This is a genomic window from Campylobacter sp. BCW_6468 (assembly GCF_001762865.1).
Lineage (GTDB): Bacteria > Campylobacterota > Campylobacteria > Campylobacterales > Campylobacteraceae > Campylobacter_D > Campylobacter_D jejuni.
The window spans coordinates 108,429-125,607 of the sequence record NZ_MJXQ01000042.1; the positions used below are offsets into that span (position 1 = coordinate 108,429).

The window sequence follows — 17,179 nt, forward strand, 5'->3', positions numbered from 1 at the left end:
TATTATTAAACTATAACAATGTTAATACAGGATTAATTTTGTGTGATTTTTTCAAGTTCTATATTGTAGAATATTTCTTCGCAAAATTCTTTATAGTGATTAAGTAGTTTCATTTTTGAAGTTTCTTGCATTAGAATTTTAAATTCTAATTTTTTTAATTTTCTAAGTTCATCCTTGAGCTCTTTATCTTTTGAAAACAATAAAAAATATTCTTTAAAGATGAGCTCATAAATTTCAAAAGTTCCATCGACAAGATAATTAATCGCTTTATCAAGATGCCGATTAGAGTCTTTAAAATTTAAAGGATTTAAAACCATGAAACAAAGATGAATCATGGCGAAGTGAAAATATTTAAGATGTTTTTCAGGTAAGGTGAACAAATCGCTTTTTTGAAAATTTTGAAGATTGTTAAAGTCAGAATTCAAGAAATGATAGCCAAAACAGTCATTGATATTTGAAATCAAATTTTTAATTTTTTGTTCTCCATCAAGTTTTTTTCTAAAGGCTACAAAATAAGCGAGAGCCTTGTAAAATATTTGAAAAAATTTAATATGTTTATTTTCTCTTAGACAAATAAGACTTAAATCTTTTGGAGAAGTGGAGTGCTCTTGCATATAATTATAAACTTTCAGGGAAATTTTATTTCTTACCTCAAGCAAGTAGCTCAAGTCTTTTTGCTTTAAAATTTGATAATAAAAAAATATAAAATCTTTAATTAAACCTTTATGATCTTTTTCAAATAATGAAATTTGAAAATCCACGCTAAGAAACTGATTGTAAAGATTAAAGTAATCGCATTCTAATTGTTGATAATTCAATATTTTATCCCACACTTAGCATAAAATTCTTTTAAAGCATGTTCTTTATCAGGCTGAGTTTTAATCCATTCTTCAAAGTGATTACACATATCCCATTCTTTTTGCTGAATTACTTCATAATTTTGCTCTATATCGTTTTCGCTTATATTTTTTCTGTGTATTTTGTTTAAAATTTTTTCACATACAGCCCTAGGATTTTCATTTTTATATATAGGCCTTCCCACAACGATATAATCACTCAAATTTTCTCTAGCCATTGCAAGATTAGCAACACGTTTTTGATCATCACTTGTTTCTCCAAAAGGACGAATTCCAGGAGTAAGGGTTAAGAAATTTGAACTTGTGTGCTCTTTAATTTTTTTGCTTTCAAAAACAGAGCATACCATACCATCAAGTCCATTTTCATAGGATATTTTTGAAAAATTAATTACAGCTTCTTCAATTTTTTGTCTATAAATACTAAAGAAATTTTCTTCATCAAAACTCGTAAGAGCAGAAACTGCTAAAACTAAAGGTCTTTTTGAAAATTTGCTAAGCCGTGTCATAACTTCTTGTATGGCTATTTTTCCAGCACTTGCGTGGATATTGATCATATCAACACCAAGTTTTGATACTTCTTCGCAAGCATCTGCCATAGTGTTGGGAATATCATGAATTTTAAGATCAAGAAATATTTTAAAATCATCAACTTTTTTAAGTTCTTCTATGAATTTAAAACCATCTCTTAAATATGCTCTTAAACCTACTTTTAACCATATGTCTAAATTTTTTAATTCTTTGGCAAGTTGTAAGCATTCTTCTTTTGTAGAAAGATCAAGTGCGACACAAAGCTTCATTTTTTAGCCTTTATTAAGGCATCTAAAACTCCATTTATAAATTTTGGAGAATTGTCATTAGCAAGTTCTTTAGCAAGTTCTATAGCCTCATTGATGACAATGGCGCTAGGAGTATCGGTAAAAAGTAACTCATAAGCTCCAAGTCTTAGTATAGCTCTTTCTACATGTCCTAAAGCTGTAATTTGATTATCATTTAGAAATGAATTTAAGGTTTCATCAATATTGTTTAAATTATCTAAAATTCCATTATATAAATTTAAAGTAAAATTTTTTTGTTCATTGCGTATTTTTTTTTCATCTAAAATTTCATCTACAAAAACGTTGTTTTGAGAATTTAACTCAAAAGCATAAAGCAAGGAGATGACGCTTTGGCGAACTTGATGACGCGTTGCCATTAAAGCTCCTTGCTTAAATTTAACATCTCGATTACAGTTGTCATAGCTTCAAAGCCTTTATTGCCTGCTTTGCTTCCAGCTCTTTCTATGGCTTGTTCTATTGTATCTGTAGTTAAAACACCAAAGCTTACAGGGATATTATGATTTAAACTCACATTGGCTATGCCTTTGGTGGTTTCTGCTGAAACATAGTCAAAATGCGGAGTTGAGCCACGAATTACTGCACCTACGCAACAAATTGCATCAAATTTTTTGCTTTCTATAGCTTTTTTTAACGCATACGGAAGTTCAAAAGCACCAGGAACAAGTATAAGGCTTAGATTTTCCTCTTTGCCTCCGTGTCTTAAAAAAGCATCTTTTGCTCCTTCTACAAGGCGATCTGTGATGATATGATTAAATCTTGCATTAATGATAGCAATTTTTGTATTTGAGTCTAAATTTAATTTTCCTTCAATAATATTCATTTGTTTTCCTTTATGATATTTTGTATTTCTAGTAATGTATTAACGCAATTTTTAAGGCGTGTAAGATTAAGCATATTGGGTCCATCGCATAAAGCCTCGCAAGGATTAATATGTGTTTCAAAGAAAAAGCCATCTATGCCTACGGCTGCTGCCGCTCTTGCTAAAGGTTCTACAAATTCGCTTTTCCCTCCGCTACTTCCACCTGCAGCCCCTGGCATTTGTACGCTATGGGTAGCATCAAACATAACTGGAGCAAATTCACGCATGATAACTAAAGAACGCATATCTACTACTAAATTTCCATAGCCAAAGCTAGCTCCTCTTTCAGCTACAAAAACACCATTTTTTTGAGCAGCTTCATAGCCTTCATCTTCTATACCACGGGTTTGTAGAACTTTTTTAACGCTGTATTTGATATCGCTTGGGTTTAAAAATTGTCCTTTTTTGATATTAACTTTTGCCTTAGTTTTTGCTGCAGCTACAAGTAAATCGGTTTGACGACATAAAAAAGCAGGAATTTGCAAGACATCAGCTACTTCACTTACAGGGTTTGCTTGATTGCTTTCGTGTATATCGGTTAAGATTTTCATACCAAATTCATCTTTTACGCTTTGTAAAATTTTTAATCCTTCTTCAAGACCAGGACCTCGAAAAGAATTAATACTTGTGCGATTGGCCTTATCAAAACTTGATTTGAAATAAAATTCTATATTTGGATTTTCATTAAAATTTTTTAACTGTTCAGCAACTTTAAAAATCAAATCTTTGCTTTCTATCACGCAAGGACCAGCAATGAGTATCATTTTTTTCATTTTTTTCCTTTGTTCTTAACTAAAATTAATCCACCAAAAATAATGCCTATTATACCTAAAAAAACCATAGTACTTGGTAAATTATCTCCCAAAATTATCCCAACTATCATACTAAATACTACATCAAGATAACTAACTCCGGCAACCACTCCTGCTTGTTTAGCGATACCATAAGCTTTAGTGACATGAATTTGATAAATGGTGCCTAAAGTTCCCATAATGGCAATGATAAGCCAAGCTGCAAGACTTGGCATCACAAAAGGCGCTAGAATGAAATCTAAATGTAAAGAATCAAGATGCTGTGGTTCAAAAAATTCAGCACTGATCATAGAAATTAAAGGCATTAAGGTTCCTAAAAGGATAAAAGAAAAGGCAATTTGTTCTGTAGTGTAAGATTTTCTAAGTTCTCTTACACTTGTAAGAGCTAAAGCGGCTAAAAATCCACTCGTGATACCTATAACTGAATTTTTTAAATCAAAGCCTGAATGATTTAAATTATGAGCCCAAGGCTGAGCGATTAAAAGTACTCCACCAAATGCTATTAAAATTCCTATCCAGCCTTTGATACCAATATTTTCTTTAAAAACAACAAAAGCTATTAAAGTAATAAAAATAGGAGCAGTTTTTTGAAAAGCAAAAGCTCCACCTAGTGTAATATTTGAAACATTATAGAAAAACATATATAGTGAAAGCGTGCCTACTACTCCACGAAATACCAAGAGCCAAAAATGTCCCCCTTCTTTATGCGCCTTAGATCGTTTTAAAAGATAGACTATGAAAAAAATTCCTATGATATTTCTAAAAAACATAATTTCTATAGAACTCATTTCCTTGCTAAGAATTTTTGCACAAGCTCCCATAAGTGCAAAATCCAAACATGCTAAAATCATGAAATAAATTCCTAAATTATGCTTGATTACTTTTAGCATTTTTTTCCTTGACTAAAATCTGGGTTAATTCTAGTCTTTTTTTGCTTAATATTAAGCCAAATTTTATATAATTTTAAAAATATAATTTTCTAGGAAAAAAATGCAAAGCATCATACTTATAGGCAAGCCAAATGTTGGTAAATCAAGCCTTTTTAATAGAATGGCAAGACAAAGAATAGCTATTACAAGTGATATTTCAGGTACAACTAGAGATACAAATAAAACGCAAATTCATATTCATTCAAAAAAAGCCATGCTTATTGATAGTGGAGGGCTTGATGAAAGTGATGAACTTTTTAAAAATGTGAAAAAAAACACTTTAAAAGTAGCCAAAGAAAGCGATATCATACTTTATTTAGTTGATGGGAAATTAGCGCCTGATGATGAGGATAGACAATTTTTTTATTCTTTAAAAAAACTTGGAAAACCTATAGCCTTAGTGATTAATAAAGTAGATAATAAAAAAGATGAAGAAAGGGCTTGGGAGTTTGCAAATTTTGGTATAAAGGAAATCTTTAATCTTTCAGTAACCCATAATGTAGGCTTAGATGAACTTTATGAATGGCTTGAAAAATTTTTACATGAAGAGTTTTTAATCCCCGATGAAGAAGAAAATTTAGAAGATTTTTTAGAGTATTATGAAGAAGGAAAAGAATTTCAATTTAAAGAAGTCGATCAAAATCATATCAGAGTGGGTATTGTAGGGCGTGTAAATGTTGGAAAATCAAGTCTTTTAAATGCTTTGGTTAAACAAGAACGCAGTGTTGTAAGTTCTATTGCAGGAACTACTATAGATCCTGTTAATGAAAGTGTAGTTCATAAAGATAAAGTGATAGAATTTGTTGATACTGCAGGTATTAGAAAAAGGGGTAAAATTCAAGGACTCGAACGCTTTGCCCTAAATCGCACGGAAAAAATTTTATCTCATTCTCAAATAGCACTTTTGGTTTTAGATGCGCATGAGGGCTTTAACGAGCTTGATGAACGCATTGCTGGGCTTGTGGCTAAGCATTATTTGGGTGTGATTATTGTTTTAAATAAATGGGATAAAAGTGAGATGGATTTTGATAAGACTGTAAAAGAATTGCGTCTTGATCGTTTTAAATTTCTAGCTTACGCACCCGTGATTAGCGTATCAGCTTTAAGTGGAAAAAGGGTGCATGTTTTACTCGATAAAATTTTGCAAATTTTTGAAAATTTCACTCAAAAAATCCAAACTTCTAAGCTTAATATCTTGATAGAAAATGCCACAAGAGCACATCCTTTGCCGCATGATTATGGGAAATTGGTTAAAATTTATTATGCAGTACAATATGACTTAGCACCGCCAAAAATTGCACTTATTATGAATCGTCCTAAGGCCTTGCATTTTAGCTATAAGCGTTATTTACAAAATCAAATCAGAAAAGAATTTAATTTTGAAGGTGTGCCTTTAGTGATTGCTTCGCGTAAAAAGGGCAGTAAAGAAAATGATGAAAGCTAAAAATATCGTTTTTATAGGATTTATGGGTTCTGGAAAAAGCACTTTAGCAAGAGCTTTAGCTAAGGATTTAGATCTTGTTTTTTTAGATAGTGATTTTTTAATAGAACAAAAATTTAATCAAAAAGTCAGTGAAATTTTTGAACAAAAAGGGGAAAATTTTTTTAGAGAACAAGAGCAAAAAATGGCTGATTTTTTCAGTTCTTGTGAGAAAACTTGTATTGCTACAGGTGGGGGTTTTGTTAATGTTTCAAATTTAGAAAAAGCAGGTTTTTGTATTTATTTAAAAGCAGATTTTGAATATTTAAAAAAGCGTTTAGACAAAGATGAAATTTCTAAAAGACCTTTATTTTATGATGAAATTAAAGCAAAAAAATTATATAATGAGCGTTTAAGCAAGTATGAACAAAAGGCAAATTTTATTTTAAATATAGAAAATAAAAATATAGATGAGCTTTTAAGCGAGATTAAAAAGGTGATAAAATGAGAGTATTAACAGGCCTTCAGCCAAGTGGCGATTTGCATATAGGTAATTATTTTGGTGCGATTAAGCAAATGGTAGATGCACAAGAAAAAAGCCAAATGTTTATGTTTATTGCTAATTATCATGCCATGACTTCTTCTCAAGATGGAGAAAAACTTAAACAAAATTCCTTAAAAGCTGCTGCGGCTTTTTTAAGCCTTGGTATAGATCCTCAAAAAAGCGTTTTTTGGTTGCAAAGTGATGTTAAGGAAGTTATGGAGCTTTATTGGATTTTATCGCAATTTACTCCTATGGGTTTATTAGAGCGTGCACATAGTTACAAGGATAAAGTTGCTAAGGGACTTAGTGCTTCACATGGGCTTTTTTCTTATCCTGTTTTAATGGCGGCAGATATTTTACTTTTTGATACACGAATTGTCCCTGTAGGAAAAGATCAAATCCAGCATGTTGAAATCGCACGCGATATTGCTTTAAAAATTAATAATGAATGGGGTGAAATTTTTACCCTTCCAGAAGCGAGAGTTAATGAAGAAGTAGCTGTGGTTGTGGGTACTGATGGAGCAAAAATGAGTAAATCTTATCAAAATACTATAGATATTTTTAGCAGTGAAAAAACCTTAAAAAAACAAATTTCTTCCATAGTTACAGATAGTACCGCTTTAGAAGATCCAAAAGATCATGAAAACTGCAATATTTTTAAAATCGCAAAGCTTTTTTTAGATGAATCAGGGCAAAAAGAATTACAAATACGCTATGAAAAAGGTGGTGAGGGTTATGGACATTTTAAAATATATTTAAACGAGCTTGTAAATGCTTATTTTAAAGAAGCAAGAGAAAAATATAATGAGCTTTTAGAAAAGCCTTCGCATTTGAAAGAAATTTTGGATTTTGGTGCGACAAAAGCAAGAAAAATCGCCCAAGAAAAAATGCAAAAAATTTATGAAAAAATCGGACTTTAAGGAGTAGAAAATGCTAGATTTAAAAAATTTGCAAAATAATTTTGATGAAGTGGCTAAAAAGTTAAAAAATAAAAAAGTTGATGAAAATATCTTAAAAAAACTTGCTGAACTTTTTGCAAGTTTAAAAAAAGAAAAAATAGCCTTGGAAGAATTTCAAGCTTTTCAAAATAAATTCAGTAAAGAGCTTGCTACAGCCGAAGATAAAGAAAGTTTAAAAGCAAAATTAAGCGAAAATAAAAGCAAAATTAATGAGCAAAGCGCTAAAGTAAATGCTTTAGAAAATGAGCTTGAGGAAATCGCTCATGCCATCCCAAATATCCCTGATGAATGTGTGCCTGTGGGTGAAGATGAAAATGAAAATGTGGAGCTTAAAAAAGTTTTAAATCCACCTAGCTTTGATTTTACTCCAAAAGAACATTTTGAATTAGGCGAGAGTTTAAATTGGCTTGATTTTATGCGTGGGGTAAAAATTTCACAAAGTCGTTTTTGTGTGCTTAAAAATGAAGGAGCTTTATTAAGCCGTGCTTTGGTAAATTATATGATAGATTTTAATAGAAGTCGTGGATTTGAATTTGTTAATGTACCTTTTTTGGTAAATGGTGCTACTATGTTTGGGACGGGTCAGTTGCCAAAATTTAAAGAAGATATGTATAAGGTAGATGATGAGGATTTGTATTTGATCTCAACTTCTGAAATTCCAGTAACCAATCTTTACAGCGGAGAAATTTTAGCGAGTGAAACTTTACCGATAAAAATGACTTGTTATAGTGCTTGTTTTAGAAAAGAAGCAGGCAGTGCAGGGCGTGATACAAGGGGTATTATAAGACAACACCAGTTTGAAAAAGTAGAGCTTGTAAGTATCACTAAACCTGAGCAAAGTGATAGTGTGTTTAATGAAATGCTTGAGTGTGCAAGTGATTTGCTGAGTTCTTTAGGTTTAGCGCATAGACATTTGATGCTTTGCACTGGAGATTTGGGTTTTAGTGCAGCAAAAACTGTAGATCTTGAAGTGTGGCTTCCAGGACAAAATAAATATCGTGAGATCAGCTCGGTTTCAAATTGTCGTGATTTTCAAGCAAGACGCGCTAAAATTCGCTATAAAAACGAACAAGGAAAAAATGAACTCGTCCACACTCTTAATGGCTCATCTTTGGCAGTAGGAAGAACCTTGGTAGCGATTATGGAAAATTATCAAGATAAAGAAGGAAAAATTCATATTCCTGATGTTTTGAAAAAATATTTTTAAAGAGTATAGATGGCTGAACAAGAAGATATAATACTAGAAAAACCCGAAGATGGCTTAAATCAACCAAGACTTGATGAGAGTTTAGAGGGATTTAAGGGGCAAGAGGGGCAAGCTCCAGAAGATGAAGAATTTGCATCATTGCCAGAAGAATTACCTCAAGAAAATAGTGATAGTGGTTTTAAATTTACAAGAGAAAGTGCGCCTGAAGATGTATCAACTTTTGAAGAAGTTGAAAGTCAAGAGCCTACGCCTTGGTATAAAGATCGTAAGTTTATGTCTCTTGTGGGTTTATCTTTGGGGATTATTTGTATTTTAGTTTTTACACTTTTTTATTTAACTTTTAGTGAAGGAAAAATTAAACCAGATATTATAGCTTCTAAGCCTTTAGAACAACCTGTTGTTATGCCTGATGAATCATATAAATACAATGATATGCAAAGAATTGATGGTATGATCCAAAAAGCAAATGCTTTATATTTAAAGGGTGAGGTTGAACAGGCTTTAAAAGTTTATGAGCAAGTTGCCGTATATAACGAATCTTTATCTAATTATAATTTAGGCGTTTCTCAAATGAATGAGAATAAATTCCAAGAAGCTTTTGAAAGCTTCAAGAAAGCTATAGCCAATGGAGAAAATCAAAGTGTAGCTGCTATCAATGCTGCTGTTTGTGCTTTAAAGCTTAATGATAAGGAAAAATTTAGATATTATATTGATTTAGCTCAAGTGTATCTTCCAAAAGAAGGAAAATCAAAATTATATGATTATTATTTAAGCTTGATTAATTATTACAAAGGATATTACCCTGAGGCCTTACAAATGTTACAAAGAACAGATGTGGAGCCGTATTCTGATGTTGCAAAGTATTTGTCTGCTAAAATTTATGCAAAAATGGACTTTGATTCCAAGGCTATACAGCAATTAAATTCTCAAGGCAATTTTGAATCTAGTTTATCTTTAGGTCTTTTATACGCTAGAATAGGAGAATATGCTAAAGCTAAAGTCGCTTTAAGTACAGCGATGAAAATTGAAAGAGATTTTAATCAGAGTTTGGCGGCTTTAACATTGGTTGATATTAAAACAGGAAATTATCAAGATATGTTAGCGCGCTTGCAAAATTCTTATGATAACGATAAAGATAGATATAAGATTTTAGATACTTATAAAATTCAAGTTCGTTTAAATAAGGATCTTTTTAATATAGCAGTTGCTCAAAATTCTTTTTCAAAAGATTTGCTAAAAAAACAAAAAGATCAATTCGATTTGCTTTTTTATTTTGCACCTTATCAGGTTTTTGATAGTAAGCAGGCTGCTTTATATATTAAAAAAGCTAATGTTACAGATTTCGTTGATGATAGTACTGATGTGGGAATTTATCTTAATATAAGCAAGGCTCTTTCATCTACCAATGTAAAAATTGCCAATATTATTAACTATGCATTAAATCAGAAGTTACGCCTTGCTAACCAAGAATTTCAAAAACTTATCAAGGATTATCCAGAACATAGTATTTTACATTATAATTTGGCTTTAACTTATGCCCAAATGCAAAATTATGAACTTGCTTATAAGCATTTTTCAAGTTCATATCATCTTAATCCTAAAAATTACTTAGCAGGTGCTTTTGCTATGTTTTGTGCAAAATTAATTGATATTGATACAACTAAACTTTACAATGAAATTCTTGATAATATAGCTGCTGATTCTAATTTTAAAGCTAATATGCAAAAAAGTATGTTATTTTTAGTTAATAATAATTATATTTCTATGCTTCCTTATTTAGATGAAACAAAAAAAGATACGCCTTTGAGTTTGATTTTTGAAGCTATTGTTGCTAAAAATAATAACCTTAATAATCAAGTAGATGTGAAAATTGCTAAATTGCGTTCAGAGTTGCCTGAAGATATTTTGGCAAATATTTTGTATTTTAATTCTTTAAATTCAAATTTAAATATTAAAGAATATGCTCAAAATGCTCAAATTCATTTTAAAAATTTAAAACTTGATTATCGTAGTGTTTTTGGTGGGCCAAATATAGCTAGGGAATTTTATGTTAATTTAATGCATATTGCAGGGCTTTTAAATTTAGAAAGACAGAAATTTAAAGAGTTGATTAATGTTTCAGGAGCAAAAGATGAGGGTATTTTACAAACTTTAGCTTATTTGGATATTTTTGCACAGCAATACGAGGAGGCTTATGCGCTTTATAATTCTTTGATTGATGATTATGGAGCTAAAGATACTAAAACTTTATTTTTAGCAGCCGTAGCAGCCGTAGGTGCAAATAATCCAAATTCAGCTATAGCGCTTTTGCAGCTTTCTAAACTTACAGATAAAAATAACAAAGAGAGTAAAGCAGCTCTTGGTATGTTGTATCAAGAAGTAAAGAACTATGAAGCTGCGATATCTCAGTATAAAACTTTACCTAATAATTTTAAGAGTGAATTTTTTACTTTTGATATTAATAACAACTAAAAATGCTTAGAAATTTCTAAGCATTTTTAGTTAAGCTTGAAGATCTAGAGTTTTTCCGCCTAGTTCATCGATGCGATCGCTAACTTTTTTAAGTGCCGCATCTATTGTATCTTGACTGATTTGAGGAAGTTCTCCACCCCACATTTTTTCTGCTTGCTCAAATCCTTTTTTCATACCTTCAAGACCTTTTTTTAATTTTTCAACATCATCGCCACCGCCTTTAATAACAAAATCCGCGATGCGATTGGCTGTATTTTCCACTCCAAAAAAACCATCTTCACTTACAAGTTGTTGAAGTTCATCTGTATTCATATCAAGTGGATTTTTGCCACTGTAGCCTAAGGATGCAAAATCAATATTTGTAAGTATAGATTTCGCAGTATCTAAATTGGCACCATTTAAAAGACTATCTAGTCCAGTTTGGGCATTGCTCGAACCTATTACAGCATTCATTGTTTGCTGTTGAAACTGAACTAGGTAAATTTGTGTAATGCCTTTTCCACCAAGTGCATTTAATTTTTCAAGGGTATTTTTATCTACATCCTTGCTAGAATTAGCACTTTGAACATTTTTGTCTTTTGTGTTTTCCTTAGCATCATCTGCCTTCTTATTGCTAACTTGTGTTTGTGCCATGCTAGCGATATTTGAAAAAGTATTCACTTGCATATTTGCTCCTTTGTGTGAGGCTTTAATTTATATCGACTTTTGACTTAAAAAATTTATAAGGACATTAAATTCCTTATTTTCAAAGGAATTTAATGTTTTATTGTAGATAATAAGCAATTTGCTCTTTATTGAGAATGCGGATAAGATTGCTAGTACCTTCTACTCCTGTTGGAAAGCCTGCAGTTAGAAGATAGCATTTATCTTCATCCATAAAACCTTTTTCAACACTTGATCTTACAGAGTCTTTTAATAATTCTGTAAGTTCATTACTTTTGTTAACCAAGATCGCAGGATTAACTCCCCAAACTATACTTAAAGAGTTTAAGGTTTTTTCAGAATGCCCTACTGCTATGATTTCTATATTTGGACGATATCTCGCAATCTTAATAGCAGATTTTCCGCTACTTGTTAAAGAAAAAATAGCATCAGCGTTAAGATCTGTTGCAAGATGAGCTGAAGAACGCATGATTTTATCTGTATTGTCTAAATCATTAAAATCATTAAATTTGTTATATGGATAGCGTTTTTCTGTTTCTATTATAGTTTGGCACATTATATCAACAGCGTTTGCAGGATCTATACCAACGGCACTTTCTTCACTTAGCATTACTGCATCTGTTCCATCTAAAACAGCATTTGCAATATCTGAAATTTCAGCTCTTGTGGCGGTTTTGCTTTTGGCTAATGAAAAAAGCATCTGAGTCGCAGTAATAACAGGCTTAGAGGCATTGTTTGCTTTTTGTATGATTTCTTTTTGGATATTAGGAACTTTATAATAAGGTACCTCAATACCTAAGTCTCCTCTTGCAACCATTATACCATCGCTAGATTTAATAATCTCATCAATATTTTCTACTGCATCAAATTTTTCAATTTTTGCAAAAATAGATATTTTTGCGTTATTTTGTGCTAAAATTTCACGAACTTCATCAATATCGTGCGCATTTTGTACGAAAGATATTGCTAAAAAATCTACTTCATTTTTTATACCCCAAAGTAAATCATTTTTATCTTTTTGTGTAATAACATCAATATTGATTTTAGTATTCGGAAAATTAATACCTTTATTTGAGTTTAAAAAACCATCATTTTCTATAATGGTTTCAATTTTTTGATCATCTATGTTTTCTACTTTAGCACGAATTGATCCATCATATAGATAAATATATTCATCAATTTTTAACATATCTAAAATAGATTTTTGATTAATACTGATTTTATAATGATTTTGAGCAATCTTCTCCCCTAAAATTGTTTCACGATAAAAATCAAGTCTATCACCCTTTTTTAATTCAAATGGTTCTTTAAGTTCACCTGTACGAATTTTAGGACCACTAATGTCTTGTAAAATTCCAATACGAGTATGCAATTCTTTAGCTACTCTTCTTATGGTATCTAAGTTTTTTTTATGATACTCATGTGTTCCATGAGAAAAGTTTAAACGGAAAACATTTACACCATTGATAATCATTTGGCGTAGAATTTCTTCCTTTTCACTTGCTGGACCTACTGTGGCTACAATTTTTGTTTTTTTAAGCATGGTAAACTCCTTTTGAAATTATTGTAGCTAAAAATAGAAACAAAATGATTACAATAATTCTGAAGAAAATTTATCTTCGTTAAATTCCATTCCTAGGTAATTACATATAAGCTTTGCATCTCTTTCAGCATTTCCTAAACAACTTGTTGCCCCAGGACTTGGAGTCATATTGAAAATAATACCAGGGGTTTCTGTGATGCTTGCTTCACCTAGCATTAATTCTCCTTTAGTTTTATCAATAACTTGTGGTCTTACGCCTCCAAAACCTTTCGCATAATAAATATCGCTTGCTTTAAGACTTGGGACTATTTTTTTGGCATCTTTAACAAATAAGCTTTTATCAATAAAAGGTAGTTCAAAAAGATAATTATAAAAGATGTAATTTCTAATTGTTGCATCTTTAAACATATTAAAAGTTACTTTTAAAACAGTTTTATCAAGTTTTAGTGCTTCAAAAAATTCTGGAACTGATTTTAGACCATGATAACGTTCTAGTTTTGGAATAACAAGTGCAGTAGGTCCAAAGCGAGTGTTCATATCAGCAAGCAAATCAGGATCTCCATGAAGGGCTGCAAATGGAAGTTTAGGATTTTGCACCATATAAACTTTGCCATTTAAAAGTTTTTGTTTGGTTAAATAAAAACTTCCTGCAACAGGCCAACAAGACTTATCCATACCTAAGTTCATTTTATGTGCTAAATATAAAGAGTGCGCCCCAGCATTGACAACTACGCTTTTGGCGTGGTATTCTTGATGATTTGAGGTTTTTAATATAAAAATATCATCTTTTTTTTCTATGTGAATAATTTCTTGATTAAAGGCAACGAAAGTATTTTTATTTTGTTTTTGGGCTTGTTCTATTAGATTTATACTCATTTTCCCAAAATCTACAGTTGTAAAAACCTCGCCGCTTTCAACACCCATGGCACAGATATTTTCAGGTCTATCTTGATTGCAATCTTCTCCTAAAACAACCTTGGGTTCAATTTGTTTGATTTTTGCTTTATCGAAAAATTTTATATAAGGATAAAGTTCTTTAAATTCTTCATAGCGTTTTTTCATATAATCACATTCTATATCTCCAACAGCTAGAGCCATTTTTTGATGAGAAAACATGAAATTATTTTGCGCATTTTGCATGAGTCCATATTTAACTATCATATCAGCTGTTCTTTTTACTTTTCGCGCTTTTTCTAAAGTATAATTGGTTTCAATATCTCCACAATGAATGGTTTGAGAATTACTCGTTCCCTTAGAATTTAATGTTGCAGCTGTATTATATTTTTCTATCAAAGCAATATTTTTAATATTTGTATATCTTGCAAGCTCGTAAAATAATGCTGCTCCCGAAATTCCAGCTCCGATGACAAGCACATCAAATTCTTGTTGACCCATTGTTTTTCCTTTTTTTATTTTAATAAACTTTTTTCTAAATAAAGTTTAATTGAATTTGTTTTACAAAAAGTTAAATTTCATTAAGGTTTGATATCAATGAGAATTTTTGTAACATTTTTAATAAAGTAAATTGGGATTTTCTTTTATAATCTTTTTCATTCCTCGAAAGATTAAAAGTTTATCATAAATTGCGTGATCGAAATAATTTGCTAAAAATTGTCCATCTCCACCAGTGAAATAAAGCTTTTTATTTTGAGCGGCATCTTTTATCAGTAGGTAAATTCCTTTAAAAACACCATAACTTAAAGCATCCATAGTTTTTTGCGGGAATGCATCAAGACTAACTTGAGTGTTAAATTCACTTTTTAATCGTGGTGAAATATGGCTATAATTTTTTTTATAATTTGCAATACCTGGTAAGATAAAACCACCAAGATGTATAGAATTAGAAATAATATCAATTGTAATAGCACTACCTGCATCTACAACAACCCCATCTTCAATAGTATAACAAGCTGCTATGCGATCGATTCCTAATCCTTGATAAATTGTATCAAATAAAAAATAAGGTTCAAGATTGATAAAATTTTTTTGATTTTTTAAATGTTCTTTGAGATGTTCATTGACATTGATATAAAAAATTTTTTGTTCATTTTTAAATTCTAAAAACTGATCTATACTAAGAGTAAAATATTTGTTATCATCTAGGAAATTAGCATTTGAATTCCCAATATCACAGAGCAACATAGATATTAAATCCTTTCATTTCTAGATGATTTTTTGCTTTAGAGCAAAGAGAAGCCATGCTAAAAAAATATTTGTTATTTATGTTAATTTGCTGTGCTAGATTTTCTAAAAATAAGGCATCTTTCATTAAAAATTTTGTTTTTCCTGTATACATAAAAAGAATGTTATTTTGATCTTTAGCACAAATATAACTTTTTTTTCTAGTCAACATACTTAAGTCATAGGGCTTTAAATTTAATTTTAAAGACTTTATTGTTTGTTCTAAAATTTTTATCATAACAAATCTAAAATTTTATCTCCGTAGTAAAATTTACCATTCTCCATGAAAGAAATTTTATCAACAGCTTCTGAAAGTTTAAATATTTGTGCATTATCTAAATTTAGATTCATTTTGATAAGATAGCCTGTTTTTTCAAAAATATATAAATAATTATTGTATATATTACTTTTTACAAAAATAGCAAATTCAAATTTTTTTTCCGCAATTTTTCTTAAGTTATAATCAGTTTTAATAATAGTGCCATCTTTTTCTAGTATAAAAATACCATCATCGCTAAGTGCAACATCTTTTATGTCAGCATCAAGATAAAGAGTTCTAGCGGGGCTTACAATAATGATTTTTTTAGCTGTTGCTGCTATAAGTTTATCTCCGATTACGCTTAGATGGATTACATTGTTGAAAAAATTTTCTGCCGAAATAACCACGTCTTTAATGACTTGAAGATTGTTTCTTGAAAGAATTAAAATTTTGCCATCTAGCGTTGGATATACGATGATATTGTCTAAAAATATAGGATTAGCGGTACGACTGTCTTGAGCTGGAGCTGAGGTTAGGGTTTGACTAAATTTAATACCCAAAGAACGATTTGCAAGAACTATAGTATTATTTGCAAGTACAAGGGCTAAATCATCTCCATTAGAAGCTACTCCTACAACACTAGCGTCAAATTGAAAATTATAAATTTCATTATAAGAATTGTCAAAAATTTTTAAATTTCCATTATTATCTGCAGTAAAATATTCCCCATCTTGATAAGCTAGAAGCATATAATTTTTAGGAAGTTTAAACTTGTCTATGGAAATATTATTTTTTAAGATAGCTGTATTATTGCTAAGTTTTGCAGAAACTAGATTCCAATCAACGATTTTACTTTTTAAATTGCTATTATGACTTAAATCTCCATCGGTTTGTTTTGGTTCAAAATATTGTCTTTTGGTGCCACAAGCACATAGAAATATTAAACAAAATAGTGTTAAAAATATTTTTTTCATTGTGTAATGCCTTGATAATGTTTGAGATTTTTAGCTATTTGATTTAAACTTGAATTTTCTTTTATCTGAGAAAGTAAAACATTAGCTTCTTCGATTTTATTTTGCTCTAAAAATTTGTAAGCTTCTAATAATTTATCATAATTTTTTAAAAATATCGATTTATCCCCTAAAGATAATGCGATAATATTTTTAAGTAAAGTGTTTGTTTGAGTATTACTGTAAATTTGTTTTAGTTCATTTTGGAGAGCTGTATTATTAAAATCATTAATATTTTCTTTTAGTAAAAAGATAGCGTAAAGATTGGTATTTTTATTTTTAAGTTGTTCTAAAAGATTTTTATTGCTAGGATCTTGTATTAGATTGGCATAAATTTCATTTGCTTCTTTTGTTTTATAATCGTTTATTTTTGAGATTATAAAATTTCCAGCAAACCAAGCAACTAAAATTATCACAACAGCAGATATATAAAATTTATACTTGCGTATAAATCTCTCTCCTTTGATAAAATTTTCTATAAATTGTTCTTCTGTGTTAAGTTCATTTTTAACAGCTTTTAAATTATCTTTTAGTCCCAAAATTTATCCTTGAAAAAATATTTTTATTTTTGTATAGAAAAATTATGATATTGTATCATATAAATTGCAAAATATCCTAAACAATTTAA

18 protein-coding genes are annotated in these 17,179 nt (G+C 30.2%); 5 read left to right on the plus strand and 13 right to left on the minus strand.

All coding sequences use genetic code 11. The features are described 5' to 3' along the window. Positions 1-32: 32 nt before the first annotated feature. The 6 genes from AJ889_RS08335 to AJ889_RS08360 are packed head-to-tail and all read right to left on the minus strand — an operon-like array spanning position 33 to position 4,254. Positions 33-818, minus strand: a complete 786-nt coding sequence (locus AJ889_RS08335) for a hypothetical protein (protein ID WP_002888372.1) — start codon at positions 816-818, stop codon at positions 33-35. After that, a complete protein-coding gene (gene pyrF, locus AJ889_RS08340) occupies positions 815-1,654 on the minus strand; it encodes an orotidine-5'-phosphate decarboxylase (RefSeq protein WP_002860283.1) in 840 nt (279 codons plus the stop codon). Before pyrF ends, AJ889_RS08335 begins: the two co-directional genes overlap by 4 nt. Then, the gene (nusB, locus tag AJ889_RS08345) at positions 1,651-2,049 is read right to left on the minus strand and encodes a transcription antitermination factor NusB (protein WP_002824771.1); all 399 of its coding nucleotides are present in this window, start codon (positions 2,047-2,049) and stop codon (positions 1,651-1,653) included. Before nusB ends, pyrF begins: the two co-directional genes overlap by 4 nt. Continuing rightward, positions 2,049-2,513 (minus strand): 6,7-dimethyl-8-ribityllumazine synthase, encoded by a 465-nt coding sequence (gene ribE / locus AJ889_RS08350; RefSeq protein ID WP_002854278.1) that lies wholly within the window; start codon positions 2,511-2,513, stop codon positions 2,049-2,051. Before ribE ends, nusB begins: the two co-directional genes overlap by 1 nt. Further along, a complete protein-coding gene (kdsA, locus tag AJ889_RS08355) occupies positions 2,510-3,325 on the minus strand; it encodes a 3-deoxy-8-phosphooctulonate synthase (protein ID WP_002934932.1) in 816 nt (271 codons plus the stop codon). Before kdsA ends, ribE begins: the two co-directional genes overlap by 4 nt. Beyond that, complete coding sequence (locus AJ889_RS08360) at positions 3,322-4,254, minus strand: DMT family transporter (RefSeq protein WP_002860282.1); 933 nt, start codon at positions 4,252-4,254, stop codon at positions 3,322-3,324. Before AJ889_RS08360 ends, kdsA begins: the two co-directional genes overlap by 4 nt. Before the next feature lie 100 nt (positions 4,255-4,354). Here AJ889_RS08360 and der point away from each other — a divergent pair, with 100 nt between their 5' ends. From der to pflB, 5 genes are read left to right on the plus strand one after another with little or no spacing between them, the layout of a single operon-like run. Continuing rightward, on the plus strand, positions 4,355-5,737 hold the full coding sequence (gene der, locus AJ889_RS08365) for a ribosome biogenesis GTPase Der (protein WP_002869749.1): 1,383 nt from the start codon (positions 4,355-4,357) through the stop codon (positions 5,735-5,737). Next, on the plus strand, positions 5,724-6,221 hold the full coding sequence (locus AJ889_RS08370) for a shikimate kinase (RefSeq protein ID WP_072227258.1): 498 nt from the start codon (positions 5,724-5,726) through the stop codon (positions 6,219-6,221). The genes der and AJ889_RS08370 overlap by 14 nt, the downstream gene beginning before the upstream one ends. After that, positions 6,218-7,177: a tryptophan--tRNA ligase gene (trpS, locus tag AJ889_RS08375; RefSeq protein WP_002860279.1), complete on the plus strand. Its 960-nt coding sequence runs from the start codon at positions 6,218-6,220 to the stop codon at positions 7,175-7,177. The genes AJ889_RS08370 and trpS overlap by 4 nt, the downstream gene beginning before the upstream one ends. Positions 7,178-7,187: 10 nt before the next feature. Then, a complete protein-coding gene (serS, locus tag AJ889_RS08380; protein WP_002858681.1) occupies positions 7,188-8,423 on the plus strand; it encodes a serine--tRNA ligase in 1,236 nt (411 codons plus the stop codon). A gap of 9 nt (positions 8,424-8,432) precedes the next feature. After that, entirely contained in the window at positions 8,433-10,895 is a 2,463-nt protein-coding gene (gene pflB, locus AJ889_RS08385; protein WP_002873349.1) for a motility protein PflB, read from the plus strand. A gap of 30 nt (positions 10,896-10,925) precedes the next feature. On the opposite strand, the gene AJ889_RS08390 is transcribed toward pflB, so the two are convergent. From AJ889_RS08390 to AJ889_RS08420, 7 genes are all read right to left on the minus strand, one after another. Then, entirely contained in the window at positions 10,926-11,561 is a 636-nt protein-coding gene (locus tag AJ889_RS08390; RefSeq protein WP_002860276.1) for a hypothetical protein, read from the minus strand. A gap of 97 nt (positions 11,562-11,658) precedes the next feature. Beyond that, positions 11,659-13,101 carry a pyruvate kinase gene (gene pyk / locus AJ889_RS08395; RefSeq protein ID WP_002908486.1) on the minus strand — a complete coding sequence of 481 codons (1,443 nt, stop codon included), beginning with the start codon at positions 13,099-13,101 and terminating at the stop codon, positions 11,659-11,661. A gap of 48 nt (positions 13,102-13,149) precedes the next feature. After that, entirely contained in the window at positions 13,150-14,496 is a 1,347-nt protein-coding gene (locus AJ889_RS08400) for an FAD-dependent oxidoreductase (protein ID WP_002902577.1), read from the minus strand. Between the two features lie 117 nt (positions 14,497-14,613). After that, on the minus strand, positions 14,614-15,243 hold the full coding sequence (locus AJ889_RS08405; RefSeq protein WP_002908485.1) for a type III pantothenate kinase: 630 nt from the start codon (positions 15,241-15,243) through the stop codon (positions 14,614-14,616). Next, positions 15,230-15,520, minus strand: coding sequence for a hypothetical protein (locus tag AJ889_RS08410; RefSeq protein WP_002859475.1), 291 nt, complete (start codon positions 15,518-15,520; stop codon positions 15,230-15,232). Before AJ889_RS08410 ends, AJ889_RS08405 begins: the two co-directional genes overlap by 14 nt. Beyond that, complete coding sequence (locus tag AJ889_RS08415) at positions 15,517-16,515, minus strand: hypothetical protein (protein ID WP_032584624.1); 999 nt, start codon at positions 16,513-16,515, stop codon at positions 15,517-15,519. The genes AJ889_RS08410 and AJ889_RS08415 overlap by 4 nt, the downstream gene beginning before the upstream one ends. Next, a complete protein-coding gene (locus AJ889_RS08420; protein WP_032580912.1) occupies positions 16,512-17,090 on the minus strand; it encodes a hypothetical protein in 579 nt (192 codons plus the stop codon). Before AJ889_RS08420 ends, AJ889_RS08415 begins: the two co-directional genes overlap by 4 nt. Positions 17,091-17,179 lie beyond the last annotated feature (89 nt).